The organism is Faecalibacter macacae, assembly GCF_003687725.1.
Classification (GTDB): Bacteria; Bacteroidota; Bacteroidia; order Flavobacteriales; family Weeksellaceae; genus Empedobacter; species Empedobacter macacae.
On sequence record NZ_RDOJ01000005.1, the window covers coordinates 92,487 to 119,289 of the forward strand.

The 26,803-nt window shown below is 29.9% G+C and carries 21 protein-coding genes; 10 read left to right on the forward strand and 11 right to left on the reverse strand.

The window, feature by feature from the left end; all coding sequences use genetic code 11:
* Nucleotides 1-111: 111 nt before the first annotated feature.
* From EAH69_RS05325 to ruvX, 7 genes are all read right to left on the reverse strand, one after another.
* Nucleotides 112-1,272: a cysteine desulfurase family protein gene (locus EAH69_RS05325; RefSeq protein ID WP_121934144.1), complete on the reverse strand. Its 1,161-nt coding sequence runs from the start codon at nt 1,270-1,272 to the stop codon at nt 112-114.
* Nucleotides 1,273-1,367: 95 nt separating this feature from the next.
* The gene (locus tag EAH69_RS05330; RefSeq protein ID WP_121934145.1) at nt 1,368-2,183 is read right to left on the reverse strand and encodes a DUF4846 domain-containing protein; all 816 of its coding nucleotides are present in this window, start codon (nt 2,181-2,183) and stop codon (nt 1,368-1,370) included.
* Between the two features lie 36 nt (nt 2,184-2,219).
* Nucleotides 2,220-4,211 carry an excinuclease ABC subunit UvrB gene (uvrB, locus tag EAH69_RS05335; RefSeq protein ID WP_121934146.1) on the reverse strand — a complete coding sequence of 664 codons (1,992 nt, stop codon included), beginning with the start codon at nt 4,209-4,211 and terminating at the stop codon, nt 2,220-2,222.
* Nucleotides 4,212-4,532: 321 nt separating this feature from the next.
* Nucleotides 4,533-5,297, reverse strand: coding sequence for a nucleoside triphosphate pyrophosphohydrolase (gene mazG, locus EAH69_RS05340; protein ID WP_121934147.1), 765 nt, complete (start codon nt 5,295-5,297; stop codon nt 4,533-4,535).
* An 8-nt stretch (nt 5,298-5,305) separates the two neighbouring features.
* Nucleotides 5,306-5,914: a DUF5606 family protein gene (locus EAH69_RS05345; protein WP_121934148.1), complete on the reverse strand. Its 609-nt coding sequence runs from the start codon at nt 5,912-5,914 to the stop codon at nt 5,306-5,308.
* A 22-nt stretch (nt 5,915-5,936) separates the two neighbouring features.
* Entirely contained in the window at nt 5,937-6,512 is a 576-nt protein-coding gene (gene def / locus EAH69_RS05350) for a peptide deformylase (RefSeq protein ID WP_121934149.1), read from the reverse strand.
* Between the two features lie 44 nt (nt 6,513-6,556).
* Nucleotides 6,557-6,970, reverse strand: coding sequence for a Holliday junction resolvase RuvX (ruvX, locus tag EAH69_RS05355; RefSeq protein ID WP_121934150.1), 414 nt, complete (start codon nt 6,968-6,970; stop codon nt 6,557-6,559).
* 70 nt (nt 6,971-7,040) lie between these two features.
* On the opposite strand from ruvX, the gene EAH69_RS05360 reads away from it, so the two are divergent.
* The 5 genes from EAH69_RS05360 to EAH69_RS05380 all read left to right on the forward strand — a co-directional run bounded on the left by EAH69_RS05360 (nt 7,041) and on the right by EAH69_RS05380 (nt 11,771).
* Nucleotides 7,041-7,856 carry a 2,3,4,5-tetrahydropyridine-2,6-dicarboxylate N-succinyltransferase gene (locus tag EAH69_RS05360; protein ID WP_121934220.1) on the forward strand — a complete coding sequence of 272 codons (816 nt, stop codon included), beginning with the start codon at nt 7,041-7,043 and terminating at the stop codon, nt 7,854-7,856.
* 175 nt (nt 7,857-8,031) lie between these two features.
* Nucleotides 8,032-9,096, forward strand: coding sequence for a glycosyltransferase family 9 protein (locus EAH69_RS05365; protein ID WP_230466714.1), 1,065 nt, complete (start codon nt 8,032-8,034; stop codon nt 9,094-9,096).
* 89 nt (nt 9,097-9,185) lie between these two features.
* Complete coding sequence (locus tag EAH69_RS05370) at nt 9,186-9,968, forward strand: glycosyltransferase family 2 protein (RefSeq protein WP_121934151.1); 783 nt, start codon at nt 9,186-9,188, stop codon at nt 9,966-9,968.
* A gap of 12 nt (nt 9,969-9,980) precedes the next feature.
* Complete coding sequence (gene fabD / locus EAH69_RS05375) at nt 9,981-10,859, forward strand: ACP S-malonyltransferase (RefSeq protein WP_121934152.1); 879 nt, start codon at nt 9,981-9,983, stop codon at nt 10,857-10,859.
* Nucleotides 10,860-10,862: 3 nt separating this feature from the next.
* The gene (locus EAH69_RS05380) at nt 10,863-11,771 is read left to right on the forward strand and encodes a GYDIA family GHMP kinase (RefSeq protein ID WP_121934153.1); all 909 of its coding nucleotides are present in this window, start codon (nt 10,863-10,865) and stop codon (nt 11,769-11,771) included.
* A 33-nt stretch (nt 11,772-11,804) separates the two neighbouring features.
* On the opposite strand, the gene EAH69_RS05385 is transcribed toward EAH69_RS05380, so the two are convergent.
* A complete protein-coding gene (locus EAH69_RS05385) occupies nt 11,805-12,584 on the reverse strand; it encodes a lipopolysaccharide kinase InaA family protein (RefSeq protein ID WP_121934154.1) in 780 nt (259 codons plus the stop codon).
* 80 nt (nt 12,585-12,664) lie between these two features.
* Here EAH69_RS05385 and EAH69_RS05390 point away from each other — a divergent pair, with 80 nt between their 5' ends.
* Nucleotides 12,665-13,471: a glycosyltransferase family 2 protein gene (locus tag EAH69_RS05390; protein ID WP_230466715.1), complete on the forward strand. Its 807-nt coding sequence runs from the start codon at nt 12,665-12,667 to the stop codon at nt 13,469-13,471.
* Here the strand turns inward: EAH69_RS05390 and EAH69_RS05395 are convergent.
* Nucleotides 13,444-14,553: a glycosyltransferase family 4 protein gene (locus tag EAH69_RS05395; protein WP_121934156.1), complete on the reverse strand. Its 1,110-nt coding sequence runs from the start codon at nt 14,551-14,553 to the stop codon at nt 13,444-13,446. The two genes, EAH69_RS05390 and EAH69_RS05395, sit on opposite strands and share 28 nt — an antisense overlap.
* Nucleotides 14,554-14,736: 183 nt before the next feature.
* On the opposite strand from EAH69_RS05395, the gene EAH69_RS05400 reads away from it, so the two are divergent.
* The 4 genes from EAH69_RS05400 to EAH69_RS05415 all read left to right on the forward strand — a co-directional run bounded on the left by EAH69_RS05400 (nt 14,737) and on the right by EAH69_RS05415 (nt 23,307).
* A complete protein-coding gene (locus EAH69_RS05400; RefSeq protein WP_317124731.1) occupies nt 14,737-15,294 on the forward strand; it encodes an L-threonylcarbamoyladenylate synthase in 558 nt (185 codons plus the stop codon).
* 31 nt (nt 15,295-15,325) lie between these two features.
* Complete coding sequence (locus tag EAH69_RS05405) at nt 15,326-16,747, forward strand: CCA tRNA nucleotidyltransferase (protein WP_121934157.1); 1,422 nt, start codon at nt 15,326-15,328, stop codon at nt 16,745-16,747.
* Nucleotides 16,748-16,750: 3 nt separating this feature from the next.
* The gene (locus EAH69_RS05410) at nt 16,751-17,266 is read left to right on the forward strand and encodes an IS1096 element passenger TnpR family protein (RefSeq protein ID WP_121934158.1); all 516 of its coding nucleotides are present in this window, start codon (nt 16,751-16,753) and stop codon (nt 17,264-17,266) included.
* 113 nt (nt 17,267-17,379) lie between these two features.
* Nucleotides 17,380-23,307: an alpha-2-macroglobulin family protein gene (locus tag EAH69_RS05415; RefSeq protein WP_230466716.1), complete on the forward strand. Its 5,928-nt coding sequence runs from the start codon at nt 17,380-17,382 to the stop codon at nt 23,305-23,307.
* Between the two features lie 43 nt (nt 23,308-23,350).
* Here the strand turns inward: EAH69_RS05415 and EAH69_RS05420 are convergent, their stop codons facing one another.
* Nucleotides 23,351-24,079: a LytR/AlgR family response regulator transcription factor gene (locus EAH69_RS05420; protein ID WP_121934160.1), complete on the reverse strand. Its 729-nt coding sequence runs from the start codon at nt 24,077-24,079 to the stop codon at nt 23,351-23,353.
* Entirely contained in the window at nt 24,060-26,741 is a 2,682-nt protein-coding gene (locus EAH69_RS05425; RefSeq protein WP_121934161.1) for a sensor histidine kinase, read from the reverse strand. The genes EAH69_RS05420 and EAH69_RS05425 overlap by 20 nt, the downstream gene beginning before the upstream one ends.
* Nucleotides 26,742-26,803 lie beyond the last annotated feature (62 nt).

The following is a 26,803-nucleotide window of genomic DNA, read 5'->3' on the forward strand; positions in this document are numbered from 1 at the left end:
ATTTATTTATGATGCAAATATATTTAATTGATTGCATCTTCAAAATGAATCAAAGGATAAGCTATCATAAAAAAAGCATAAAAAAACCTCCTAAAAAGGAGGTTTGTATAATTAAGCATTCACTACTAAATGTTTACTTGATATTTTGACTAAAGTAGAAACTAATGCATCAATGTCTTCTTTTGTGTTCATGTAACTAAAAGATACACGTAATGGAGTCATTTGGTTAACTTCTTCTTCTGTATATAAAGTTTCCATAACTTTTGAAACTTTAGCTGCACCAGAACTACAAGCTGATCCTTGAGAAACTGCGATTCCAGCTAATTCTAATTCAAATCCGATTAATGTGTCGTGAAATGGTAACTTAACACTTAAAACGGTATATAAACTTTTTTCGAAATCGTTACTTAAACCATTAAATGCAACACCTGGGATTTTTGCAGTTAACTCTTCAATTGCATATTTTTTTAATCCTTCGATATGTTTTGTGTGATTTTCTAATTCTTCTAAAGAAATCTCTAATGCTTTAGATAATCCTACAATTCCGTATACATTTTCAGTTCCAGAACGTAAACCTCTTTCTTGTCCACCACCAGCAATTAATGGTTTGATGTGAGTTGATTTACGTGCATATAAAAATCCTGCACCTTTTGGTCCGTGAATTTTATGTGCAGAACATGAAGCGAAATCAATTCCTAAATCTTCTACATCAATAGGGTAGTGACCAACTGTCTGAACAGTATCAGTATGAAATAATGCGTTGTATTCTTTAGTTAAAGCAGAAATTCTTTTAACGTCTAATAAGTTTCCGATTTCGTTATTGGCATGCATTAATGAAACTAAAGTCTTCTTTGATTGATCTTTGATTAATTCTTCGAATTGATCATAATCAATAGACCCGTCTTTTAAAATATTTAAACGAATAACTTCAACTTTGTCTCTACTTTCTAAATCACTTACACTTTCCATTACACATTTGTGTTCCATGTAAGTTGTAATGATACGAGTAACTCCTAAATCGTTAACACAAGAACGAATTATAGTATTGTTTGATTCAGTACCGCAAGAAGTAAAGTAGATTTCTGCTGGAGCAGCGTTTAATTGTTGTGCAATTTTCTTCCTTGCAAGTTCTAATAATGCCTTTGCTTCTCTACCAAAAATATGTGTGGAAGAAGGATTTCCGTAGCAATCTTTCATTACGTTTACCATCTCTTCAATTACTTGAGGATGAATAGCCGTTGTAGCTGCATTATCTAAATAAACTTTTTGCATGTTGTTAATTTTTCGGCATTAAAACAATGCCTGTGTTTGTATAATGTAAAATTGAGTACAAATGTATTAATTCAAAAACACTTTATCAATAGGTTTTAATTAAAGCGAATTAAATCAGATGTCATAAATCGCCATTCAGGTGTTAAAAGTACTCCATCTTTCACTTCATACCATGGAGATAATTTATCATTTGATGGATTGGAAAGGATTTGAATGTCTTGTCCTGGATAATAACTCTGAGCTAATAACATTATTTTGTCACCATTTTTGTTTACAGCTAAATCCATTACAATAATAGCATGACTCTTTGTTGAAGACATTTGCATAAAAACATCTCCAATATTAATTTCTTTTAGTTTGATTGGCGAAGCTAAATTAGATAAGCTATTTGTTGTGGTTGCTGTTAAAAACTTATCCATGTACTCTAAAAATTTTTCATAAGAATAATCTCCTTTTGCAAACGTGTTGTACGAAACAAATGTAAGTTTATTGTTGATTCTGAAATCTATTTCTTCATATCTTTTATTATGATATAAAAATTCTGCTCTTAAACGATAAATTGCATTTGCATGAAATTGGACGTTGTTTGTAAAAGGTTGCAAGTCTAAAACTCCTGCATACGAGCTTTTGTTTAGTTTATCAGTTCCGTCAAAAAGTTTTACTGTACCTTTTTCTCCTTTTAAAGGAATGTGATTTAAAAAAACAGCAAAAGGAGTTGAAGGATTAATTCTTGTATAACCTTCGGGTGTTCTAAATTTTGAAGTAAGCGTACGTTTAGTCTCGTTTATTAGTTTAGAGACATCTATAGTGTTTATATTTTCTGCTTCAACTGCTTCGTTTTCGGAAATGTATGCATTACATCCACCGAGAAAGAATGGTAACAAAAGTATAATACAATAGAAAATTTTCATTATTGTTTGTTAGTTTGTAAGGATTACGAATGTAGTTTATTTTTCGTTTAACGCATTTATTTTATCTCTAAATTCCGCTGCTTTTATAAAATCTAAATTTTTTGCAGCAGTTTCCATTTCTTTCTGCAATTTTTCGATGATTTTTGCCTTTTCTTCATCAGAATAATCAATTTTTTCTTCAGCGGCAACTGTAATTAAACTTTTTTGCTCGTACGGATTATTTTCAAAATCAGCTGCGGCTAAACTAAGTTTAGTAATCTTCTTATTTAAAGCTTGAGGAGTTTTACCATGATCCTCATTATATTTCATTTGAATTTCTCTTCTTCGTTCGGTTTCATCAATCGTTTGGCGCATACTATCTGTAATTTTATCAGCATACATTATTGCTAATCCATTAACATTACGTGCAGCACGACCAACCGTTTGCGTAAGCGAACGATTACTGCGTAAGAATCCTTCTTTGTCAGCATCAAGAATTGCAACCAAAGATACTTCTGGTAAGTCTAATCCTTCACGAAGTAAATTAACTCCGACTAAGACATCAAATAAACCAGTTCGTAAATCGGACATGATTTGTACACGTTCTAATGTATCTACGTCTGAGTGAATGTAACGACAACGAACGCCATATTTTGTTAAATATTTCGTTAATTCTTCTGCCATTCGTTTAGTTAAAGTAGTAACTAAAACACGTTCATCAGCTTCAACACGTTTATTAATTTCTTCCATCAAATCATCTACTTGATTTTGAGATGGGCGGACTTCAATAATAGGATCTAATAAACCAGTTGGCCTAATTACTTGTTCTACAACAATTCCTTCAGATTTTTCAAGTTCGTAATTAGCTGGAGTTGCAGAAACATGAATTACTTGGTTTTGTAATGCTTCAAATTCTTCAAATTTTAATGGACGATTGTCCATAGCTGCAGGTAAGCGGAAACCATATTCAACTAAATTTTCTTTACGTGAACGGTCACCACCATACATAGCGTGAACTTGTGAAACAGTAACGTGAGATTCATCAATTACCATTAAAAAATCGTCTGGAAAATAATCTAATAAACAGAAAGGTCTTGTTCCTGGTTCTCGGCCATCTAAGTAACGAGAATAATTCTCGATACCAGAACAGTAACCTAATTCTTTAATCATTTCTAAATCGAATTCAGTTCGCTCTTTTAATCTTTTAGCTTCTAAATGTTTTCCGATATCATGAAAATAGGATTCTTGTTTACCTAAATCTATCTGAATATCTTTAATAGCGCCTTCTAAAGTATCTTTAGACGTGACAAAGATGTTTGCAGGATATATGTTTATTTTATCTAATCGAGATGTGGTTTCGCCTGTTTCAGTATTGAAAATTGTAATTTCTTCAATTTCGTCACCAAAAAAGCTAACTCTAATTCCATCATCAGCGTAAGCTGGGAAGATATCTAATGTATCACCTTTGATTCTAAAATTACCACGTTGGAAAACTCCTTCAGATCTTGAATATAATGCTTGAACTAATTGATGTAAAAATTTTGTTCTTGAGATGATTTGTCCAATCTCTACTTGAATTAAATTTTTATGAAATTCTGCAGGATTTCCAATACCATATAAACAAGATACAGATGCAACGACCAAAATATCTCTACGTCCTGATAAAAGGGAAGAGGTAGTGCTTAAACGAAGTTTTTCGATTTCTTCGTTGATTGATAAGTCTTTTTCAATATAAACTCCAGAAGTTGGAATATATGCTTCTGGTTGATAGTAATCGTAGTAAGAAACAAAATATTCAACTGCATTATTAGGAAAAAATTCTTTAAATTCCATAAATAATTGCGCGGCTAATGTTTTGTTATGGGCTAAAACCAAAGTAGGTCGTTGTATTTCTTGAACTACATTTGCAATAGTAAAAGTTTTACCCGAACCAGTAACACCTAATAGTGTTTGATATTTATCTCCGTCAAGAATTCCTTTTGCTAATTGTTCAATAGCTTTTGGTTGATCTCCTGTTGGATCAAATTCTGAATTTAATTGAAATTGCATAACAGCAAATTTACAAAATAGTATAGGAAAAAAATAGTGAGTGAAGTAGATAAAAAAATAAAAAGGCGACATAAGTCACCTTTTCATCAAAACCACAAAAAAATGAGAAAACTGTTTACATAGTAAACAAACTTCCTTCCATTATTACAAGCTATTGCCCGCTATAACCATTGCAAATATAGGCCTGTTTTTTAAGCGAGCGCAATGTTTTCTCATTGTTTCTTTAATCGGTGTGTATAGTAGTAATCTATTTAGTTGTTATCTTATTGATAATCAATATACATTATTTAGTTTATTGCGTTTATTAGTGTTTGAATGACACTAGCGAATTTTCGCTAAATTCCATAAGTCTTCTAATTGACTAATGGTCATTTCTCCCATTATTAAACCTTTTTCCACTGCTAATTCCTCTAAAATTTGGAATCTTGAAATAAATTTCTTGTTAGATTTTTCTAAAGCATCTTCTGAATTAATACCAACAAATCTTCCATAATTGATTAATGAAAATAAAATATCTCCAAATTCCATCTCACGATCGATTGGGTTTTCTTCGTTTTTAAATTCAATAATCTCTTCTTGGATTTTATCAAAGACTTGATCTGTGTTTTCAAACTCGAAGCCAACTCCTTTTACTTTGTCTTGTATGCGAAATGCTTTTACCATCGCAGGTAGGGAGGTAGGAACACCAGAAAGTACAGATTTATTACCTTCTTTTAATTTAAGTTTTTCCCAATTTTGTAAAACTTTTTCTTCGGTATCTGCTTTGGTGTCTCCGTAAATATGAGGATGTCTGTGAATTAATTTATCACAAATAGAATTCAGAACATCAGCAACGTCAAATTGACTTTTTTCTGATGCTATTTTAGAATAAAAAACTAGGTGAAGAAAAACATCACCTAGTTCTTTTTTTATTTCATCTGAATCATTTTCGATAATTGCATCCGAAAGTTCGTAGATTTCTTCAATACTTAACGTACGTAGCGTTTCATTGTTTTGTTTACGATCCCACGGACACTTTTCACGTAACTCATCCATTATATCCAACAATCTATTGAAGGCTTCTAATTGATCTTTACGTGTATTCATATCAAAGATTATTCTTCAGTTTTTTTCTTTGTAGTTTTTTTAGCAGCAGTTTTTTTCGCTGGTTTTGCTTCAGCTTCAGCTTCAGCTTTTGCTTTTTTAGGCGCAGCTTTTTTAGCTGGTGCTTTCTTTTTTGGTTTTTCTTCAACTGCAACTTCTTCAGTAGCAACTTCAGTAGCTTGAGCAGCTTCAATTTCAGCTTGTTGAGCAGCGATTGCAGCTTCAACAGCAGCTAAATCGATGTTTAATAATCCTTTAGATTGTAAAATGTTATACCATTGGAATAACTTTTTTAAATCAGAATCATAAACTCTTGAATCGTCATATTCAGGTAAAACTTGCTCCATATATGCACGTAATTCAGCTCCAGATAATTTGTGGTCGATAGATGCACCACCGTTTTCTTTTTTGTAAATTCTAAAGAAAACTTCAGCTAAAGGGTATTCTTGAGAAACACCGTAAATAGCAACGTTGTCTAATAAACTTACGTTGTAGTTAGCAGCGATAGAAACTTTTTTTCCTTTGTCTAAATCTTCAACTACGAAACCGTTTCTTGTTTGAGAAACTAAACGGTATAAACCTGGTTTTCCTGAAATTGCGATAACTCTTGATAAATCCATATTCTAATTTATGTTTAAGGGACTATATAGGGAATTTCATCTTGTAAGATGTTTTCACGTTCCCTTTTGTTATGTTTTTTAATTTATTACTTATTAATTTCTTTTTGAAGCTCGAAATATAATCAATAAAAAGTTTACCTTCCAAATGATCATATTCGTGTTGAATAACTCGAGCGCGAATATCCGAAAAAGTTTCAGTATGTTTTACCCAATTCTCATCGTAATATTCTAAAGTGATAGATGCTGGTCTAGAAACGTCTTCATGTACATGTGGAATACTTAAACATCCTTCAGCAAATTTCCATTCATCACCTTCTGATTCACTGATTTTTTTTGGATTAATAAAAACTTTCTTAAAAGATTCTAATTCTTTTTCGATGTCTTCATAGTCTTCATCTTCAGCGAACGGACTACAATCTACAACAAATAATCGAATATCGCGACCAATTTGTGGAGCAGCAATTCCAACTCCATGAGAGTCGTACATTGTCTCAAACATATTGTCAATTAACTCGTTTAAGTTCTTGTAATCCTGATTTATATCTTGTGAAACTTTACGAAGCACAGGATCTCCGTAAGCTACAACTGGTAATACCATTTAATTTTATTTTTTATTAAATAATGGGCAAAGATACAATTTTGTTATAGTTTATGGGATAAAAATGATTGTAAAATTATTACAGCACTAACTTTATCTACCATTCCCTTCTCTTGTCTCTTTTTCTTTTTAAGACCACCTTCAAACATTGCTCTTGATGCCATTTTTGATGTAAACATCTCATTTTCTCGGTGTATTTTAATGTTTGGGAATTTTGTCGAGAATTTTTCTATGAATTTTTTTATCTCGATTTCAATATCATTTACTTCACCTGAAAAACGCATAGGAAGTCCTACGACTAAATCAGAAACATTTTCTGTAAATAAATATTTTTCAAAGAAATCCAATAATTTACTTGTTTCGATTGTGTCTATAGGAGATGCTATGATTTGTAATTCGTCAGTTGCTGCAACTCCCGTTCTTTTGCCTCCAAAATCTATTGCTACGATTCTTGCCATTTTGCAAATTTATAAAAAGGTTTATTTAAACGTAGATATATTTTATATTTGTAGTTCATTAGTTGAAGAAATGGAAAATTTAAGAGAAATAATCGAAAAAGCTTGGGATAACCGTGAGTTATTACAAGAAGATACTACACAAGCAGCTATTCGTGAAGTGATTGAATTAATTGATAATGGTCAATTACGTTGTGCTGAACCAGTTGAAGGTGGATGGCAAGTGAATGAATGGGTGAAGAAAGCTGTTGTAATGTACTTCCCAATTCAAAAAATGGAAACATTAGAAGCTGGAATTTTCGAATACCACGACAAGATGGAATTAAAACGTAACTACGCAGAAAAAGGAATTCGTGTTGTTCCTAACGCTGTTGCTCGTTACGGTGCATATATTTCTTCGGGTGTTATTTTAATGCCATCTTATGTTAATATTGGTGCTTACGTAGACGAAGGAACAATGGTTGATACTTGGGCTACTGTAGGTTCATGTGCTCAAATTGGTAAAAATGTACACTTGTCAGGAGGTGTAGGTATTGGAGGAGTTTTAGAGCCATTACAAGCTGCTCCAGTAATTATCGAAGATAATGCATTCTTAGGTTCTCGTTCTATTGTAGTAGAAGGAGTAAGAGTAGGAAAAGAAGCTGTATTAGGTGCAAACGTAGTATTAACAGCATCTACAAAAATTATCGATGTTACAGGTGATGAGCCAATTGAAATCAAAGGATACGTTCCAGAACGTTCTGTTGTGATCCCAGGATCATACACTAAAAAATTCGCAGCAGGAGAATACCAAGTTCCTTGTGCGTTAATTATTGGTAAGCGTAAAGAAAGCACAGATTTAAAAACATCATTAAACGATGCTTTACGTGAGCATAATGTTGCAGTTTAATCTATATTTTTAATATAATTTTAAAGGAGTTGATTTTTTTCAACTCCTTTTTTTTATGTTATCAATTGAAATAAAATGGATTCTTAGGAAATGATCAAGAGTTGTAATTATACCATAAATTCGATACTTTTGTAAGTGCCTTTTCAAGAAGAAAGGCTTTCATCTAGCTTACGAAATGAAAAGAATTTTAGTTATCCAACATAAAATGATTGGAGATGTTTTAATAACATCTTTGCTTTGCGAAAACTTAAAGAAAAGTTATCCAGAAGCAACGATTGATTATTTAGTAAATAGCAATACGTTACCCGTTTTAGAAAATAATCCTTATATAGATAATCTTATAGTTTTTAATGAAAAAGAACAAAAAGGTTTTCTTAACTTAATTAAGTTTTCTGAAAGCGTAAGCAAAAATAATTATGATGTAATTGTTGATGCATATTCTAAATTACAAAGTTGGGTAAATGTATTCATGAATAAAGCTCCGGTTAAAATTTCTTATAAAAAACCAGGTAGAGAATTTATTTATACTAATAATATAGAGAAGCACGAAGAAGCAAAATCTCATTTAGGGCTATCAATAGAACATCGTTTGGCATTATTACAGCCTTTTGGTATCACAAATCCAATAGCTACTGAACCGAAATTATATTTAACGGAACAAGAAATTGAAATAGCTAAACAAACGTTTAAAAATCATAAAGTTGATTCGTCTCGTAAAACAGTAATGATTAGTTTGTTAGGATCAGACGAAACTAAAACCTATCCATTAGACCAAATGGCGAAAATGGTAAATCATATTGGCGCAAACTATAACGTTAATATATTATTTAACTATTTCCCAAGTCAAAAAGAGCAAGCTTTAGTAGTTTATAATCAATTAAATGATATAACGAAATCTAAAGTGTATTTTGATCTTTTAGGTGATGATTTACGTTCTTTTATTGCCATTGCAAATGAATGTGACATTATTGTAGGTAATGATGGAGGTGCTATTAACATGTCTAAAGCTGTAGGGAAGAAGTCATTTATTATTTTTTCTCCATGGATTGATAAAAATGTATGGGCAACTTTTGAAGATGGTATTAATCACGTAAGTGTTCATTTAAAAGATTATCATCCAGAAAAATTTATAGATTTAAATAATCGTAAAATTAAAAAAGAAGTGAATTCTTTTTACTCGTTATTTGATTTTGAATTATTTAAGATAAAACTAGATGAATTCTTGATAAAACATATATAATAAATAGTTACATTTTCTGTTTAATAACTAACAATACGTATGTTAAATATTATATATTTGAGATACATTAAAGAACAAAACCAATCTAAATGCAAAAAATCTCAGCTCTACTGATTACATATAACGAAGAGAAAAATATCAAGCGTTTTTTAGAAGATGCTGATTACGCTGATGAGATTATTGTCGTAGACTCATACAGTTTGGACCGAACTGTAGAAATAGCCAAAACTTTTCCGAAGGTTAAATTATTTCAAAGAGTATTTACAAATTTTTCGGATCAAAAGAACTTTGCAATTCATCAAGCTTCTAACGAGTGGATTACATTTTTTGATGCTGATGAACATATTCCAGAAAATTTAAAAGAAGAAATTTTAAAGACTGTAGAAAGCAATACTTCTGCTGATGCTTATTACGTATATCGCAAGTTTTATTTTAAAAATAAATTATTAAATTATTCTGGAATGCAGAATGATAAAGCTATACGTCTATTTAAAAAATCTAAAAATAGATATAAAAATAATCGTTTAGTACACGAATTAATTCAATGTGATGGATTAGTTTCTAAACTAAAAAACCGATTAGATCACTATACATATTCTTCATCTGAAGATTACAGAAAAAAATTAACTTCATATTCAAGACTTAGAGCTCAGGAATTACGAATGAAAAATTTAAAACCTAATTTTTTTCATTTTCAAATAAAACCAGCTTATAGATTTATTAATCACTATATTATCAGATTAGGATTTTTAGACGGAAAAGAAGGTTATGTTATTTCACGTTTACATGCAGAATCTGTTAAAAAAAGATATGTATTTTTGAACGAAATTTACGAAGCTCAAGCTTCACAACTAATTAATAAAAACGCATAAAACATTATTATAATGAAAGCATATGTTTTTCCAGGTCAAGGAGCTCAATTCACAGGAATGGGGAAAGATCTTTATGACAACTCAGCAGTAGCAAAAGAATTATTTGAAAAAGCAAACGAAGTTTTAGGATTTGATATTACTAAAATTATGTTTGAAGGATCTGCTGAAGATTTAAAACAAACAAAAGTAACGCAACCAGCTGTATTTTTACATTCAGTTATTTTAGCTAAAACTTTACAAGATTTTAAACCAGAAATGGTTGCTGGTCACTCTTTAGGAGAGATTTCTGCATTAGTTGCATCAGAAGTTTTAGATTTCGAAGCAGGATTAAAATTAGTTTACAAAAGAGCATTAGCGATGCAAGATGCTTGTGAAGCAAATCCATCAACAATGGCTGCTATCTTAGGATTAGAAGACGAAGTGGTAGAAAATGCTTGTGGAGAGATTGAAGGTGTTGTTGTTGCAGCAAACTACAACTGTCCAGGTCAATTAGTGATTTCTGGAGAAGTTGAAGCTGTAAATGCAGCATGTGAAAAATTAAAAGAATTAGGAGCGAAACGTGCTTTAGTTTTACCAGTTGGTGGAGCTTTTCACTCGCCTTTAATGAAACCAGCAGAGGAAGAATTGGCAAAAGCAATTGAAGAAACAACTTTTAATACTCCAATTTGTCCAGTTTACCAAAACGTAACGACAACTGCTGTTACAGAACCAGCTGAAATTAAAAAGAATTTAATCGCACAGTTAACTGCGCCTGTAAAATGGACGCAATCTGTACAAAATATGATTGCTGACGGAGCAACAGAATTTATCGAGGTTGGTCCTGGTAACACATTACAAGGATTAGTAAAAAAGGTAAGTCGTGAAGTTGCGACTTCTTCAGCACAAATCTAAAAAATGAAAACATTCCGTTCCAATGGAAAATTATTCCTTATCGGGGAATATATTGTAATGGATGGAGCGAAAGCATTTGCATTGCCCACTAAGTTTGGGCAATGTTTATTTGTAGAAGATTCATCCGAAAAATCAAACCAAATCATTTGGAGTGCTTATAAAGCTGACGATTCTTTATGGTTTGAAGTTCAATTTCAATTAGATTCGTTAGAGATTTTATCGACAACTAATCAGAAATTGGCAAACTCACTTCAAAATATTTTGATTCAAGCCAAATCATTAAATCCTGATTTTTTCAATTCTAATAATTTTTATACTTGTAAAACGAAGTTAGAATATCCGCAAGAATGGGGTTTAGGAAGTAGTTCGACTTTAATTGATTTGATTAGCCAATGGATTGAAATTAATCCGTTTGAATTAAATCAATTAACGTTCAATACAAGCGGTTATGATATTGCTTGTGCGCATCACAATAAACCAATTTTATACACGAATCAACCACAAATTGAGGTGGAAGAATTGGATTTGAATTGGGATTTTAAAGACAAATTATTTTTTGTTTATCTGAATCAAAAACAAGATACGCAAGCAGTTGTTGGAAATCATTATAAAAACAAACCGAAAGATTGGGGTTTGATTAATGATTTATCAGAATTGGTTTTAGATGCAACTAAAGTTGATAATTTAACTGATTTAGAATCTATTTTAGATGAATACCAGGATAGATTAGAAGCATTTATGCAGATACCACAACCTAAAGAATTATATTTTTCGGATTACGAAGGAAGTATAAAAAGTCTTGGTGCTTGGGGTGGAGATTTTGTTTTAGTGACTTATAGAGAAGGAATGGAAACGTATTTTAAAGCAAAAGGTTACGATACGATTATTCCATTTACTGAAATAATATTATAAAAGAAAAGCACTTCATTCGAAGTGCTTTTTTAATTATTTTTTACCAATTAAGGTTTTTAATTTCTTTTTACGAGTTTGTTTTTGATGAAATTTAAACTGAAATTCTTCTGTCTTATTCCACATTGCCTCTACAACTTCTTGCTCTGGTTTATTAATTAATTTAGCGTATTCTTTCGCCATAATTTCTACCATTTCTTTGTGTGGTGTTAAGCGAGAGAAATTCTTCATTCTAGTTTCAAAGTCCATCGAATCGTGGAAATTCATTCGATTCAAATCAACTAAATAAAAATCATATTTATTATTATCAACCTGTTTGATTAATGTATTTCCTGGCGAATGATCTAAAAACTCGATTCCAGCTTCATGTAATTGATAAGTAAAATGTGTAAATTGTTTTAAAATTTCCGTACGATTTGGCCAATTCGCATCATGTACCATTTCACGATACGTTAAATCAGCATCAACCATTTCACATAAATAATAACTTTTCAAAAATTGTAAAGCCGTCTTTTCTTCAATATATCCAATAGGATAAGGCGTTAAAAATCCTAAATCAATCAGTTTTTTTGCATAATCATACGAACGTTGTGCTTTAGATTCTCTCAAAAAACGGTATACATATTTGTTAACGATATTTGGAATCTTAAAAGATTTTATCGTTGCAATTTTATTGTTTGCTAATGTTACTTTTTTAATTGAATTACGATCACCTTTGGCTACATAATCGTTGATAGAATCATATCCATCAATGATTTGTTTTACTTCTTGTGAAGTTGTATTATAATTAGGATTTATGACGATGTTTTGACTCATTCTTTACAAATTTCAAAGAGAAAAAATATAATTCTCTTTTTCTATTTTACAATGCCAAAGATATGTTTATTTTTGTTGATATGAAGATTAATACGAGCTTAGTTTTATCGACTTATAATTGGCCAGAAGCTTTAGAGCTGGTTCTTAAAAGTATAGCAAAGCAAACGACGTTGCCAGATGAGGTTGTTATAGCTGATGATGGATCTAAAGAAGAAACAAAAAATTTGATTGATTCTATAAAAACGACATTTCCGATTCCAATTAAGCATATTTGGCATGAAGATAATGGAAATCGTAAGGCAATTATTATGAATAAAGCGATTGCTCAAGCGTCTTCAGAATATATTATAAGTATTGATGGTGATGTAATTTTACATCCAAATTTTGTTGCAGATCATTTAATGATGGTTGAGAAAAATGTTTATTTATACGGATCGCGTGTTAATATTCAAGAAAAAGCCTTACACGATTTATTTGCTACAAAAAATATCAAATTTAATTTATTTTCGAAAGGAATAAAGAAAAGAGGAAGAACTATTCATTTACCATTTTTAGCAAAAAATCAGAAAAAACATACAAATTATTCATCAAAAATGAGAGGTTGTAATTTTTCTTTTTGGAAAGATGATTTTGTGAAAGTGAATGGTTATAACGAAGAGTTTTCGGGTTGGGGTAGAGAAGATTCAGAATTAGTTTTGCGTATGCATAATGCAGGAATTGAAGCTAAACGTCTCAAATTCGCTGGCATTGTTTATCATATTTATCATCATGAACAAAGCAAATCTTTCTTGGATCGTAATGATAAGATTCAACAACAAACTATACATCAAAAATTAACTTTTGCCGAGAAAGGCATCAATCAATATTTAACCCCTTTGGATTCATAAATTTTAAGAATTTGTTGTGCAATGTTTTTCGACGCGAAATTGTCTAGAATAAATTGATAATTTTGATCTGTCATACTTTTTCGTTGCTCTTCATTTAAAGAATACATCGCGAAAAGAGCTTCTGCTAATAATTCAGGTTGATTCGGTGGACAAGTAAAACCATTTTTACCGTTTACAATTACTTCTGGAATTACACCCACTTGCGTTGATACCACAGGAGTTTGGTATAACATAGCTTCTAAAGCAGAAGTTGGGCCCCCTTCGCGTGAGGATGAAACAACAAATGCATCAAACATATGGTTCAATTGCATGGCGTCTTCAATTTTACCGGTAAGAATAAATTCATTTTCTACACCTTTTTGTTGAATAAGCATTTTAAATTCATCGGTAAGTTTAGAAAATTCCCCTACTTGTATCAATTTGAAATTGGATAATTGATATTTATTCTTCAAGATGGAAACAGCTTCAATTAAAGTTGGTAAATCTTTTGCTTTGGTATGATTGGCAATGGATCCCATAAGATAAGATGCTTTGATATCGCTGAAACGATTCATTAACACATCGTTTATTTTAGGAAATGTTTGTTCTGAAATACAATCATAAACTACAGTTGTTTTATTTATTGAACTATTATTCAACATCAGTTTAAAGTTATCTTGAACACTATTTGATACACAGATGATGCGATGAATAAATGATGCATTGTATTTCAACTTGCTTAAAAAGCTACTACTTCCTCCAATCCCTTTTTTACTAAAAATGACTTTGGCAGGTATAGAATTTAATAAAGAATAGAAATACATTAATGTTAATGCATCACTGGTATGAAGATGAATGACGTCTAATTGATATTGTTGAATGATATCTTTGAGTTGTGCAACATTCCCAAACTTTGAAATTTTGCGCGATTTAGATGCGATAAATTCAATGTTGTGTCTTTTTGCACGTTCATGCAATGGTGTATTTTCGATACCAAAGATAAAATTTTTAGTCTGCAGTTGATTTAATTCGTTAATATTCAGAATTAATTGCTGTTCATTTCCACCCCAGCTTCTAGCACCAGAAATATGTAGAATATTCATGTGTTAATTTTAAGAAAATTTTAGCAAAAATATACCATTAAATTAATAATGTGGATTCAGATTTATGTTGTTTAATAAATTATTAGTCAATTATTGTTTTTATGTTGAATATATTTTTGAAATTTGCACACAAATCAAAAAAGATATCTATTAAATTAGATTCATATCAAATAAAATAAATCAATGTCTAACATTCACGAAATCGTAGAACAACTTATAGAAGGTAAAACAATGTTATATCCCACTGATACCATTTTAGGTATTGGATGTAGTGCAAAAAACGAAGAGGCAATTCAGAAGATTTTTGAAATAAAGAATAGGCCATCTTCTAAATCGTTAATCATTTTAGTTGATTCTCCGAAAATGTTACAAGATATTGTAGAAGTACCAGAATTAGCATGGGATCTAATGGATTTTAACGAAAAACCAATTACAATTATCTATGATAATCCAAAAGGTTTACCAAAATCGTTAATTGCAGAGGATAATACGATTGCTATTCGTTTAACTGACGATTTATTATGTAAGAAAATTATTGGTCGATTAAAAGGTCCAATTGTTTCTACATCTGCAAATATTTCTGGTGATCCATCGCCAAAAGTGTTAAAAGAAGTTAATTCTAATATTATAAATGGAGTAGATCTTGTTTTAGAGGAATGTAAAACCTTTGAGCCACAGCATTCTGCATCTACAATTATTAAATTAGGCTTAGATAATCAAGTAAAAGTAATTAGAGAGTAGTTTTTTTAGTCAAATCTTTTACTTTTGCAAAATGAAAATCCAAGAAGCTGTAACATTACCATTATTTAAGAACGTATGTGAAGTTGCTGATCAAATTAATCAGGAAACTTATGTCGTTGGTGGTTTTGTGCGCGATTATTTATTAGGAAGAGAACAAAAAAAAGATATTGATTTTGTAACTGTTGGTAATGGTATATTATTAGCAAAAGAACTATCAAAATCTTTAGGAAATACATCACAAGTTTCAGTTTTTAAACGTTTCGGGACTGCAATGTTCCGTTACAATGAAATTGAATTAGAATTTGTAGGAGCAAGAAAAGAAAGTTATTCAGAAGATAGTAGAAAACCTCATGTAGAGGATGGAACATTGGAAGACGATCAAAAACGTCGTGATTTTACCATAAATACATTGGCTATTTCTATGAATAAAGAAACATTCGGAGATTTAATAGATCCATTTAATGGAGTAGAAGATTTAAAAAATAAAATCATTCGTACGCCATTAGAACCTAATGTAACGTATTCTGATGATCCTTTGCGTATGATGCGTGCAATACGTTTTGCGGCTCAATTAAATTTTGTAATTGAAGAAAAATCTTTTCAAGCAATTATAGATAATGCATATCGCTTAGAGATCGTTTCTTTTGAGCGTGTGATGGATGAATTCCAAAAAATTATGATGACGGATAAGCCATCTTTCGGTTTAAATCTATTAGAAAAGGCAGGATTGTTGCAATATATTTTGCCAGAATTAATAGCATTAAAAGGGATTGAAGAGGTTGAAGGTCAGAAGCATAAAGATAATTTTTATCATACCTTAGAAGTTGTAGATAATATCTCACTTTATACAGATAATGTATGGTTACGTTGGGCAGCTTTATTACATGATATTGGTAAAGCAGTAACAAAAAGATTCGATAAAAAAGTGGGTTGGACTTTCCATTCTCACGAATTTGTTGGGTCTAAAATGGTAGTAAAATTATTCAGAAGATTAAAATTACCATTAGGTGCTCAGATGAAGTACGTTCAGAAATTGGTAATGATGAGTTCACGACCAATTGCAGTTGTAGATGACGATGCAACAGATTCTGCATTACGCCGATTGTTGTTTGATGCTGGTGAAGATTTTGATGATTTAATCAAACTTTGTAAAGCTGATATTACAACGAAAAACGAACGTAAACAAAAACGATTCAAGCAAAATTTTGAATTGGTTGAACAAAAGATCAAAGACGTAGAAGAACGTGATCGTGTTCGTAATTTTCAACCACCAATTACAGGTGAGCAAATTATGGAAATGTTTGGTTTAGCACCTTGTAAAGAGGTAGGTATAATTAAGAATGCCATTAAAGAAGCTATCCTTGAAGGTGAAGTTGAAAATAATTATAATTCTGCCTATAATTATGTGGTAGATTTAGGAAAAAAGTTAAATTTGGAATTGAAAAATAGTTAAAAAGTGATTTATAAAATTCGTGTATTCCTTGACGCAAAGGAGGATGTTTTCAGAGATATTGAAATTAAAGAAAAGCAAACGTTATTTACTTTGTACAAAGGAATTATCAGTGCATTTAGTTTACAAGGTGAAGAATTAGCTTCATTTTATGAAATCGACGAAGATGGAGTAGAAATGAAAGAAATTCCATTAGAAGATATGTCTGATGACGGTACAGATGAGACAATGGCTGATTTCTACATCAAAGAAGTGTTTAAATTACAAGGAGATCGTATGAAATTTGTTTACGATTTCATGGAAATGTGGACTTTCGTTGCTGAGTTAATTTCTGTTGAAGATAAGCCTGCTGTTTTAAATTACCCATTAACTGTTTACCGTTTCGGATCTATGCCATTAAAAGCACCAAAACGTGATATGGAAATCATGGATTTAGACGGTGATGAAGATATTGATTTTGCTGAAGATGCAGGATTAAATGACTTACAAATCGACGAAGATTTAGATTTAGAAGATTTATAAAATACAATTTATATATTTAAAAATCCGAATGTTACCTAGTAGCATTCGGATTTTTTATGTCTATAAACCAACCATTTTTAATTAACTTGCATCTATCAAATAAATTCATGATTATGAGAATTTACTATATATTTCTAACCTTATTTTTTCCATTACTTGCTATGGCACAAAACCAACCGATAGATAAATTATGGAATGAAATTGATCAATCAATGATGAATGGTCAATTTAAATCTCTCGAAACCAAAGTGCAAAACATCAAAACACTTGCACAAGCTCAAAAAGATGATGCCAATTACATCAAAACGTTATTCTATGAAGCGAGAATTAAAGTAGCAACAACGGACGAAACGGATGATGTGAACTTTGTGTTTGATACATTTTCTAAAGAAATCAATGGGAAATCTAAAGTTAGAGATGCTGTTGTTCAAATGTATTTGGCAAAACTTTATTCTATTTATTTTAACGAAAATAGTTACAAAATTAATTCAAGAACTGAAGTAGAAAATCAAACGACAAACGATGTTCGTTTTTGGACATCTAAAACGTTTACTTCTAAAATAGATCAATTATTTAAACAATCTATTCAGCCAAAAAATGAATTGTTAAAAGAAAATATTCTGAACTGGAAATCACTTTTAATTGAAAAAGATTCAAATACAGAAGATTTTGAAAAAAATATTGATTTAACACCGACTTTATACGATGTTTTGGTACACGAATACATCGGTTATTTAACTCAATTCAATGATTATAATTCTTCTGATGTTAATAATCGAGCGAAAGAAGCGAATAAATATTACCAAGAATTAGCAAAATTAAATAGCGATAAAGGTCAATTCAATGCGTTTTTATTTAATCAAAATCAACAATTAGATAATAGACGTGAAGAAATTTCTAAAGAAGAATTTATCAAAGAAAAAGAGCAATTAGCTACGATATATTTCAAAGAAGCGTGGTATAGTTCTACAATTTTTGCTTCTTTGGTAGATGAATTAATGAATGAAGAGTTACTTAAAAAAGGTAGTTACAACAAAATTTTTGAAATTGAGCAGAAAGTAAAATCTCAATATCCTAACGATGTACAATCGAAATATATTTCGAAAAAAGTGAAAGAGGTTAAAGCAAAATCTTACTCATTTTTGGTAGAGAATTATGTACTTCCGAATCAAAATATTCCGATAAAAATTGATCATAAAAATACCAATAAACTGTATGTTCGTGTTTATCCTAACTATACGAAATTTGGTGAATCAATTGTGAATGATTTGAATTCGGGTTATGATACAATAAGTCTTAAAAAAGGTGAAAAATTTATTAAGAATTTAAAAATAATCAACGAATATGCTATTGATTTAAAGTCTTTCGAAGATTATCAAACACATTCTTCATTCTATAAATTAAATCCATTGGCAGAAGGAAGTTATCTAATTTTGTTTTCTTCTGATCCTAAATTTGATATTTACTCAACAGAAAATCCATTGTCTTTCATAACGATTTCGGCTACGAATTATGTAATCAATACAAATAAGAATCAAGTTTATCTTTCTGATCGTAAATCGGGTAAACCAGTTGTAAACAAATCAATAGAAGTTTTATATCATTCTTATAATTCTAAAGGAAATTTAGAATCAGTTACAACGGATAAAAATGGAAAAGCAGAATTAAAGCCAAATAATTCTTCAATCTATTTACGTGTCAAAGATGATGCTGCGGTTTATTCGGCTTATCTAAATAATTACTATAAATCAAATACTGAAACTGAACGAGCTAATGCTACGATTTTAACGGATCGTGGAATTTATCGTCCAAATCAGACAATTTATTTTAAAACTATTTTATATAAAACTCTAAAAAAAGAAAGTCAAGTTTTACCAAATACATCAGTTGATGTTATTTTGAGAGATGTTAACGGAAAAGAAATTGCAAAAATTATTGGAACGACGAATGAATTTGGTTCGTTTAGTGGAAATTTTCAACTTCCAGCTTCTGTATTAACGGGAAATTTTAATATAAATGTTGTTTCAAATAATGCCACATTTCAAATAAGAGGTTACAAATCAGTTCGTGTAGAAGAGTACAAACGTCCAAAATTTGAGGTTAAAGTTGATGATCAAAAAGGTGTTTATAAACTAAATGATAAAGTAATTGTATCTGGGAAAGCAGAAGCTTTTTCGGGTGCGAATATTGATAATGCTGTTGTAAAATATCGTGTTTACCGCGAAGAGTTATTTACGTTTTGGCCGTGGTATAGAACTATTCCTTACGGAAGATCTGCAAGTGAAGAAATTACATTTGGTGAAACCAAAACGGATGCGGAAGGTAAATATTCGTTTGATTTTATTGCAAAACCTTTCGAGGAACGCAAAGATGTTGATCGTTTATACAATTATAGAATAGAGGTAAGTGTAACTGATATTAATGGTGAAACACAAACCACAATATCTAACGTAAAAGTTGGAGATCAACGATTGATTTTATCTTTTGGATTAAATGATAAAATGAATGTTGATGATTTAAAATCTTTTCCAGTTTCGGTTAAAAATGTAAATGATGTTGATCAAAATGGGAAAGGAAAAATCGAAATCTATCGCTTACAATCGCCAAATAAAGTATTAAAATCAATGGCATTTGTATCAGATAGTGATTATAATTATTATACAGAACAAGAATTCAATAAACTATTTCCGACTTATGCTTATCCAAATCAAATGGTTCCAAAAAACTGGAAAATAGGAGAAAAGGTTTTAGAATCTTGGTTTGAAACTACCCAATCTTCAGAAATTAAATTCGATAAAACGAATCAGTTAGTTGAAGATTATTACATCATAAAAGGATATGTTTTGGATGGAAATGATAAAGTAGAAATTGAGCGAATTATCTATATTGCAAATCCAGAAAAATTAAATAATTACACTTTAATTACGACATCTTTAAATAAGAAAGAATATAAAGTTGGAGATGAAGTAATCGTTACGTTTAAATCGCCGGTGAAAAATGTTTTTGTGAATTATTCAGCAAACGAAAATTCGGTTGATAAAATAGAAGGAGTTTTAGATTTGAGTAAATCAAACACTGTAAAATTCAAATTAAATGATTCTCATTTAGGGGGAACAGCATTAAGTTATTTTGCGGTTTACAATAATGATTATATCTCTGGAAAGGTGGATATTCTTGTTCCGATGGAATCGAAGGATTTAAAAATTACAACTTCTGTTTTTCGTGATAAATTAACGCCAGGAGCTAAAGAAAAATGGCAAATTAAAATTGAAGGTGAACAAAAAGATAAGTTGTCTGCTGAAGTTTTAACTGCGATGTATGATGCATCTTTAGACCAATTTATAAAACATTCAATTAGTTTTAATCCAAATCAATATCGTTCAAATTATCTAAGAAATTATTTTGAATTATTGTCTAATGGTTTTGGAATTAATTCATCAATGAAAGTGAATAATATATGGAATAATTCGGATGTTTATCCAATAAATTTTCATGGTTTTAATTTTTCAATCTTCGATTTTAGTTTTGAAAATGAACAGTATTGGAGAGAAAATTTATATGAAGTAAGGATGGCAATGCCTCGAATGAAAGCTGAAATGAAAGTTGCTGAAAATAGTGATGGAAAAGAATCAGCAGCTCAATCAGGAGGTGGACCTATAAATGATGACGAAGTTATTTTAAGTGAAGCAGTAGTTGAACCCAAATTAGATCAAGTTCAGGCGCGTAAAGTTTTAAACGAAACCGCATTTTTCTATCCAAATTTAATGACGGATAAAGACGGAAATGTAATTATAGAATTTACGGCTCCAGAATCGTTAACGGAATGGAAGTTTATGGCATTAGCACATACCAAAGATTTAAAAATTGGGTATTTGGAAAATCGTGTTAAAACGCAAAAAGAGTTAATGGTTGTACCTAATGCGCCACGCTTTTTACGTGAAGGTGATCAAGTTTCTATTTCAACTAAGATTAATAATTTATCGGATAAAACGTTGAATGGAACAGCAAAATTAATGCTATTTGATCCATTTACGAATGAACCAATTGATGCGAAATTTAAGTTAAATCAACCAACTCAAAATTTTACAGTTACAAAAGGAAGTTCAGATCAAGTCACTTGGACTTTAGATGTTCCTAAAAATGTACAAGCGGTTGTTTATCGTGTGGTTGCTGTTGCAGGAGATTTTTCGGATGGAGAAGAAGCTGCTTTACCAATTTTAACGAATCGTATGTTGGTGACTGAAACGATGCCGATTTATATCAAAGAAAATCAAACAAAAACATTCATTTTTGAAAATTTAGAGCAAAATAAATCGACGACTTTAGATCATTTTAAATTAACGTTTGAAATGACTGCTAATCCGATATGGAATGCCATTTTTGCTTTGCCATATTTACGCGAATATCCTTATGAATGTGCAGAGCAAGTTTTCTCTCGTTTGTATGGAAATATGGTTTCGGAAAAGATCATCAATTCGAATCCGAAAATAAAAGCTGTTTTTGATCAATGGAATGCAAAAGGAGAATTAAAATCGAAATTGCAATTAAATGAAGAATTAAAATCGATTATTTTAGAAGAAACACCTTGGGTTCGTTCGGCTGAAAGTGAAGAAACGCAAATGAAACAAATTGCAACTTTGTTCCAAATGAATCAAATGCAAAATGAAATGAAATCGGCGTTTGAAAAATTAAGTGCAAAACAACAATCAAATGGTGGTTTTGCGTGGTTTGATGGTGGACGTACAAATGAATATATTACGACACATATTGTTGCTGGTTTTGGTAATCTGAAAAAAATGGATGTGAATTTCAATACCATGAATATTCACCCACATGCTATAATTGAACGTGCAATTCAGTTCATCGATCAAGAAAATTTAAAACGTTATAATGATTTTAAAAAGGATTTAAAATCATTTAAGAATATTACTTATTCAGACGGAATTCATTATTTATATGCTCGTTCATTCTTCTTAGATCAATTTCCAATGGATAAAAATTTAGAAGAAATGAGAAATGTAATGTTGAAGAATCTTAACGATAAAAAATTAGATTTATCATTACAGCAAAAAGCGATGGCTGCTTTGGTTTTAAAGCGATTTGGAATGGAATCTGCAGCAAAACAAGTGCTTATTTCGACTAAAGAAAGAGCAGTTCTTTCGGATGAAATGGGAATGTATTGGAAAAATAATCAACCAGGTTGGTTTTGGTATGATGCGCCGGTTGAAACGCAAGCAATGCTAATTGAGGCTTATGATGAGGTTTTAAATGATGTAAAATCTGTTGAAGAAATGAAAGTTTGGTTGATTAAAAATAAACAAACGAATCAATGGAATTCTACCAAAGCAACAACAAAAGCAGTTTATGCATTAATGAATACAGGACAATCTTGGATTGATGCTGAGAAAGGTGTAAATGTGAAAATAGGGAATGTTCCTTTTAATATTGAACAAAATTCTCAAGCTGGTTCTGGTTATGTAAAAACAACTTGGAATAAAGACGAAATTAAGCCAGAATTAGGAAAAGTTGAAGTTTCTAAATCATCGGCAGGTGTTGCTTATGGAGCAATGTACTGGCAATATTTTGAGGATTTAGATCAAATTAAATCTGCTGAAACAGGAATAAAATTCAACAAGAAATTGTTTGTGAAAACGAATACTTCGAATGGTCCAATTCTAAAAGAAATTACATCGCAAACACCAATAAAAGTAGGAGATGTTGTGACTGTTCGTTTAGAGATTTCGATTGATCGTAATATGGAATTTGTTCACATCAAAGATATGAGAGCAAGCGGTTTTGAACCTGTAAATGTTTTATCTGGTTATAAATGGAAAGGTGAATTTGGATACTATGAAAGCACAAGAGATGCGTCGACTAATTTCTTTGCCGATTATATGAGAAAAGGAACGTACGTTTTTGAATATGATTTAAAAGCGAATAATGCAGGAAACTTCTCGAATGGAATTACATCAATGCAAAACATGTATGCACCAGAATTAAGTGCGCATAGTGAAGGAATACGAGTAGAAATAAAGAATTAATATTATTATAAAGTAAAAGCCTCAACGTTAGTTGAGGCTTTTTTTATTTCTTTAAAATGATGATTTTATCGAGAATGGATTGAATTTTATCGGTTGCAATTGGTATTTGTATATCATTAATTAGATGTAAAGTTCCACCATTTGTTTTACTTACTGAAACGATAAAATCGAAGTTTACAATATATGATTTTTGCACACGAACAAATCTGGAATCTGAAGCTAAAACATCTTCAAAATTCTTTAAATTTTTGCTTACAAGTATATGTTTTTGATCTTTAATAATTACATCAGAATAAGCGCCTTCTCCTTTGATGTAAATAATGTTTTTGGTTTCTAAGAACAATAAATTATTAGCTGTCGGAACTGCTATTTTTTCAATTGGAACGTCAGTTTTTATTTCAATAGGGATTATTTTTTTACGATTAATACGTTCTATTGTATTTATTAAATCTTCTGGATTAATTGGTTTAAGTAAATAGTCAAATGCATTTAATTTAAACGCTTTTAATGCATATTCTTGATAGGCTGTTGTAAAAACTAATTCAAAGTCAATATCATTCATATCAAAGAATTTATCAATATCTAAACCATTGAAGTTTGGCATTTCAATATCAAGAAATACAATATTTGGTTTTAGTTTATTAATTGCTTTTACACCTTCAGTTAAATTTTCGCAAGAAGCAATAATTTCTATCGTAGGACAAAATTCTTTAATCATTATTTCGAGAGAAATCCTAGCACGGTTTTCATCATCAATTATAATCGCTTTCATAGGCAAGTTTTAAAAGTTTAATATCAACTCTTGTTCCGGTTGGTTGGCCATTATTATTATACAAATCAATATATGTAATTTGTAAATCAAGTTGATAGGATTGGTTTAATATATTTACACGATTCTCTATTGCTTTGGTTGCAAAAGATTCATGATTTTTTCTAGATTTATTTATTTTTTCACTTTCTGTTCGTCCAATACCATTGTCAATAATACTAATTATTAAATGAGTTTCATTTTGATTAATTATTATGTCAATTTTTTTATCACCATTTTTGTGTAATAATCCATGTTTAATAGCATTTTCTATCAATGGTTGTAGTAGAAGAGAAGGAAATCTCCATTTAAGTATATCTGTTTTATTTTTTATTTCAATTTGATATTCAAAATTATCATTAAAACGAGCTTTCTCTATATCTAAATATATCTCATTTGTTTCAATTTCTTCTTTTAAACTAATAAAATCTTTCTCACTTAAATTAAGAATTTGACGTGTTAATTTGGAGAATTTTGATAAATAAAAAAGAGCTAATTTCTTATCATCAGTTAATATATAAGACTGTATAGTGTTTAAAGCATTAAAGAAAAAATGAGGATTCATTTGAGATTTTATAGACTTTAATTTTTGCGTGTTTAATTCATTTTTTAAATTTATTTGATTCAAATATTGTTTGTTATTATTTTTAATTTTCTTAATTCTAATTCTCGTAAAATAAAAGATAAGGCCAGCTATACATGCTATTAATAGGGTATTAAACCATAGTTTTGACCAAAAAGGTTTTGCTATGGTAAAATTAAATTCTTTAGTAATTGAGCTTTTATAATCACCTTCAATTAATATTTTTACAACGTAGCTGCCTGGAGCTAAAGAGGAAAGATTTATCGTTCTTGATTTGTGATCCTTCTTTATCCAATTTGAATTATTGATTTTATAAAAAATGTTATATACTTCGTTTGGTGTTTTACTAATTACTTTAAAGTGGATATCAATATTGTTTTCACTATGATTTAATTCTTCCAAAATAGGATAATCAACTTCAGTAGAATTAATGTATACTTTGTCGATTTCTAACCAAGGATGGTAATTAGACGTGAAATTAAATTTATTTTTTTTTAGTACTCCAAGAGATGTTGCAAAGTAGAGATATGAACCAATTCTTTCGACATCTGTGGCTTTAAAATATGGAGTTAGATTAATCATTTTGGAAATATTTTGATGTATTAAATCATATTCGTATACAGCATTTGTAGAAAAAATAAACAGCATATTTTCTAATATTTTTATTTTTTCAACAGTTGTATTTTTTATATAACTCGGTAATTCAAAATTTGAAATTTGATTTTTTGAATTGATTACAACTATCACATCATCTTTAGTTAGCCCAAAAATTTTATCGTCGTAAAAAGAGATATCTTTTAAGTAAATTGATTTTCCAAATGAATCTTTGATTTCTGTTTCTTCTTTATTTTTTATTCGAATTAAACCATTATTAGTTGCGAAATATATACTTTGTTTGTTAGGCTCATATACTACACTTCTTGCATTGTACTCTACAAGAAGATTTGTAAAATATAATCCTTTAATTTCTTGTCCAATACCATTAGGGAAATTTTTTAAATTTTCTTGATGTACAATAGGATCGTTAGTAACTAAACCAGAACGAATACTTCCTGCGAAAGCATAATTGTTTTTACCAATAGGTACAATATCTTTAATAGAAGTATGATTTTCGTAACTCTTATTTTTTTCAATCCATTTAAAACTTGAAGAAGTAGCTAATAATCTATCTTGATTTTCATCAAACTTAGTCATTAAAAAGCTATGATTGGATGTGTAATTATACATCAATTTATAATTATCATTATTTGATGTAAATATTTTTTCGTCTTCAGTACTTACAATTAACGTGTTATTATTCTTAGCTAACAACACTGGTGTAGATTTTAAATCAAAAATTTTAGTATTAAAACTTTCAATAAAGAAAATACCTTCATTTAATGTAGAAATCCAATAATGATTATTCTTGTCTTTAAAAATTTGTGAAATATTTTTCTTCTTAAAATATAATTCAGTTCTTTTAGTTATTACATTATATCTTACAATTCCAGATGTGGTACTCATCCATATTTCATTACCAAAACTTGTAATGTTTTGTTTAAATTCTATGGGGAAGTCAATTGTATGTTTTAGTAATTTTTGTTCATCAAATGTGTAAAAAACTTTAGAATTATGTTTGTCAAATAAATAAACTTTATTTTTTAAAGTTGTAGCTAATGGATTTTCAATATCTTTTTTAAATTCAGGATCAATTTTAATGACATTAATATTATTTTTATCTACAAGCTTGACATAATTTTCATAAAAAATTCCAAGTCTACCATTTAATTCAAAAACATCAATAACTCCTTTTGTAGAGTGCTTTAGATCTATTTTATTTTTTAAATTTGATAATGAAAAATAGCTTAAAGTGTTTTGTTCTATGATGTAGATTAAATTATTTGTGATAATATATTTAATATATCCTTTAGCAATCGTTTTAGGGAGAATTTTAATTACATCATTTTCTATGTAATATATTCTTCCATTAAAATCTTGGTACCAAATTCTATTATTGGAATCAAACTGTATATTAGAAACTCCATTTTTTCTGATTTGATCCATTTTTTCTAATAGATTTCCATCATATTTATAAATTCCGTTTTCCGTCGCAATCCAAAATACAC

Excerpts from the sequence above, each read along its gene's own strand:
- EAH69_RS05365 (WP_230466714.1), top strand. The coding sequence starts at position 8,032 with ATGAAAAGAATTTTAGTTATCCAACATAAAATGATTGGAGATGTTTTA.
- EAH69_RS05360 (WP_121934220.1), top strand. The coding sequence starts at position 7,041 with ATGGAAAATTTAAGAGAAATAATCGAAAAAGCTTGGGATAACCGTGAG.
- def (WP_121934149.1), bottom strand. The coding sequence starts at position 6,512 with ATGGTATTACCAGTTGTAGCTTACGGAGATCCTGTGCTTCGTAAAGTT.
- EAH69_RS05390 (WP_230466715.1), top strand. The coding sequence starts at position 12,665 with ATGAAGATTAATACGAGCTTAGTTTTATCGACTTATAATTGGCCAGAA.
- EAH69_RS05415 (WP_230466716.1), top strand. The coding sequence starts at position 17,380 with ATGAGAATTTACTATATATTTCTAACCTTATTTTTTCCATTACTTGCT.
- ruvX (WP_121934150.1), bottom strand. The coding sequence starts at position 6,970 with ATGGCAAGAATCGTAGCAATAGATTTTGGAGGCAAAAGAACGGGAGTT.
- EAH69_RS05385 (WP_121934154.1), bottom strand. The coding sequence starts at position 12,584 with ATGAGTCAAAACATCGTCATAAATCCTAATTATAATACAACTTCACAA.
- EAH69_RS05330 (WP_121934145.1), bottom strand. The coding sequence starts at position 2,183 with ATGAAAATTTTCTATTGTATTATACTTTTGTTACCATTCTTTCTCGGT.
- EAH69_RS05400 (WP_317124731.1), top strand. The coding sequence starts at position 14,737 with ATGTCTAACATTCACGAAATCGTAGAACAACTTATAGAAGGTAAAACA.
- EAH69_RS05420 (WP_121934160.1), bottom strand. The coding sequence starts at position 24,079 with ATGAAAGCGATTATAATTGATGATGAAAACCGTGCTAGGATTTCTCTC.
- EAH69_RS05370 (WP_121934151.1), top strand. The coding sequence starts at position 9,186 with ATGCAAAAAATCTCAGCTCTACTGATTACATATAACGAAGAGAAAAAT.
- EAH69_RS05380 (WP_121934153.1), top strand. The coding sequence starts at position 10,863 with ATGAAAACATTCCGTTCCAATGGAAAATTATTCCTTATCGGGGAATAT.
- EAH69_RS05325 (WP_121934144.1), bottom strand. The coding sequence starts at position 1,272 with ATGCAAAAAGTTTATTTAGATAATGCAGCTACAACGGCTATTCATCCT.
- mazG (WP_121934147.1), bottom strand. The coding sequence starts at position 5,297 with ATGAATACACGTAAAGATCAATTAGAAGCCTTCAATAGATTGTTGGAT.
- EAH69_RS05395 (WP_121934156.1), bottom strand. The coding sequence starts at position 14,553 with ATGAATATTCTACATATTTCTGGTGCTAGAAGCTGGGGTGGAAATGAA.
- uvrB (WP_121934146.1), bottom strand. The coding sequence starts at position 4,211 with ATGCAATTTCAATTAAATTCAGAATTTGATCCAACAGGAGATCAACCA.
- fabD (WP_121934152.1), top strand. The coding sequence starts at position 9,981 with ATGAAAGCATATGTTTTTCCAGGTCAAGGAGCTCAATTCACAGGAATG.
- EAH69_RS05425 (WP_121934161.1), bottom strand. The coding sequence starts at position 26,741 with ATGGATCAAATCAGAAAAAATGGAGTTTCTAATATACAGTTTGATTCC.
- EAH69_RS05405 (WP_121934157.1), top strand. The coding sequence starts at position 15,326 with ATGAAAATCCAAGAAGCTGTAACATTACCATTATTTAAGAACGTATGT.
- EAH69_RS05345 (WP_121934148.1), bottom strand. The coding sequence starts at position 5,914 with ATGGATTTATCAAGAGTTATCGCAATTTCAGGAAAACCAGGTTTATAC.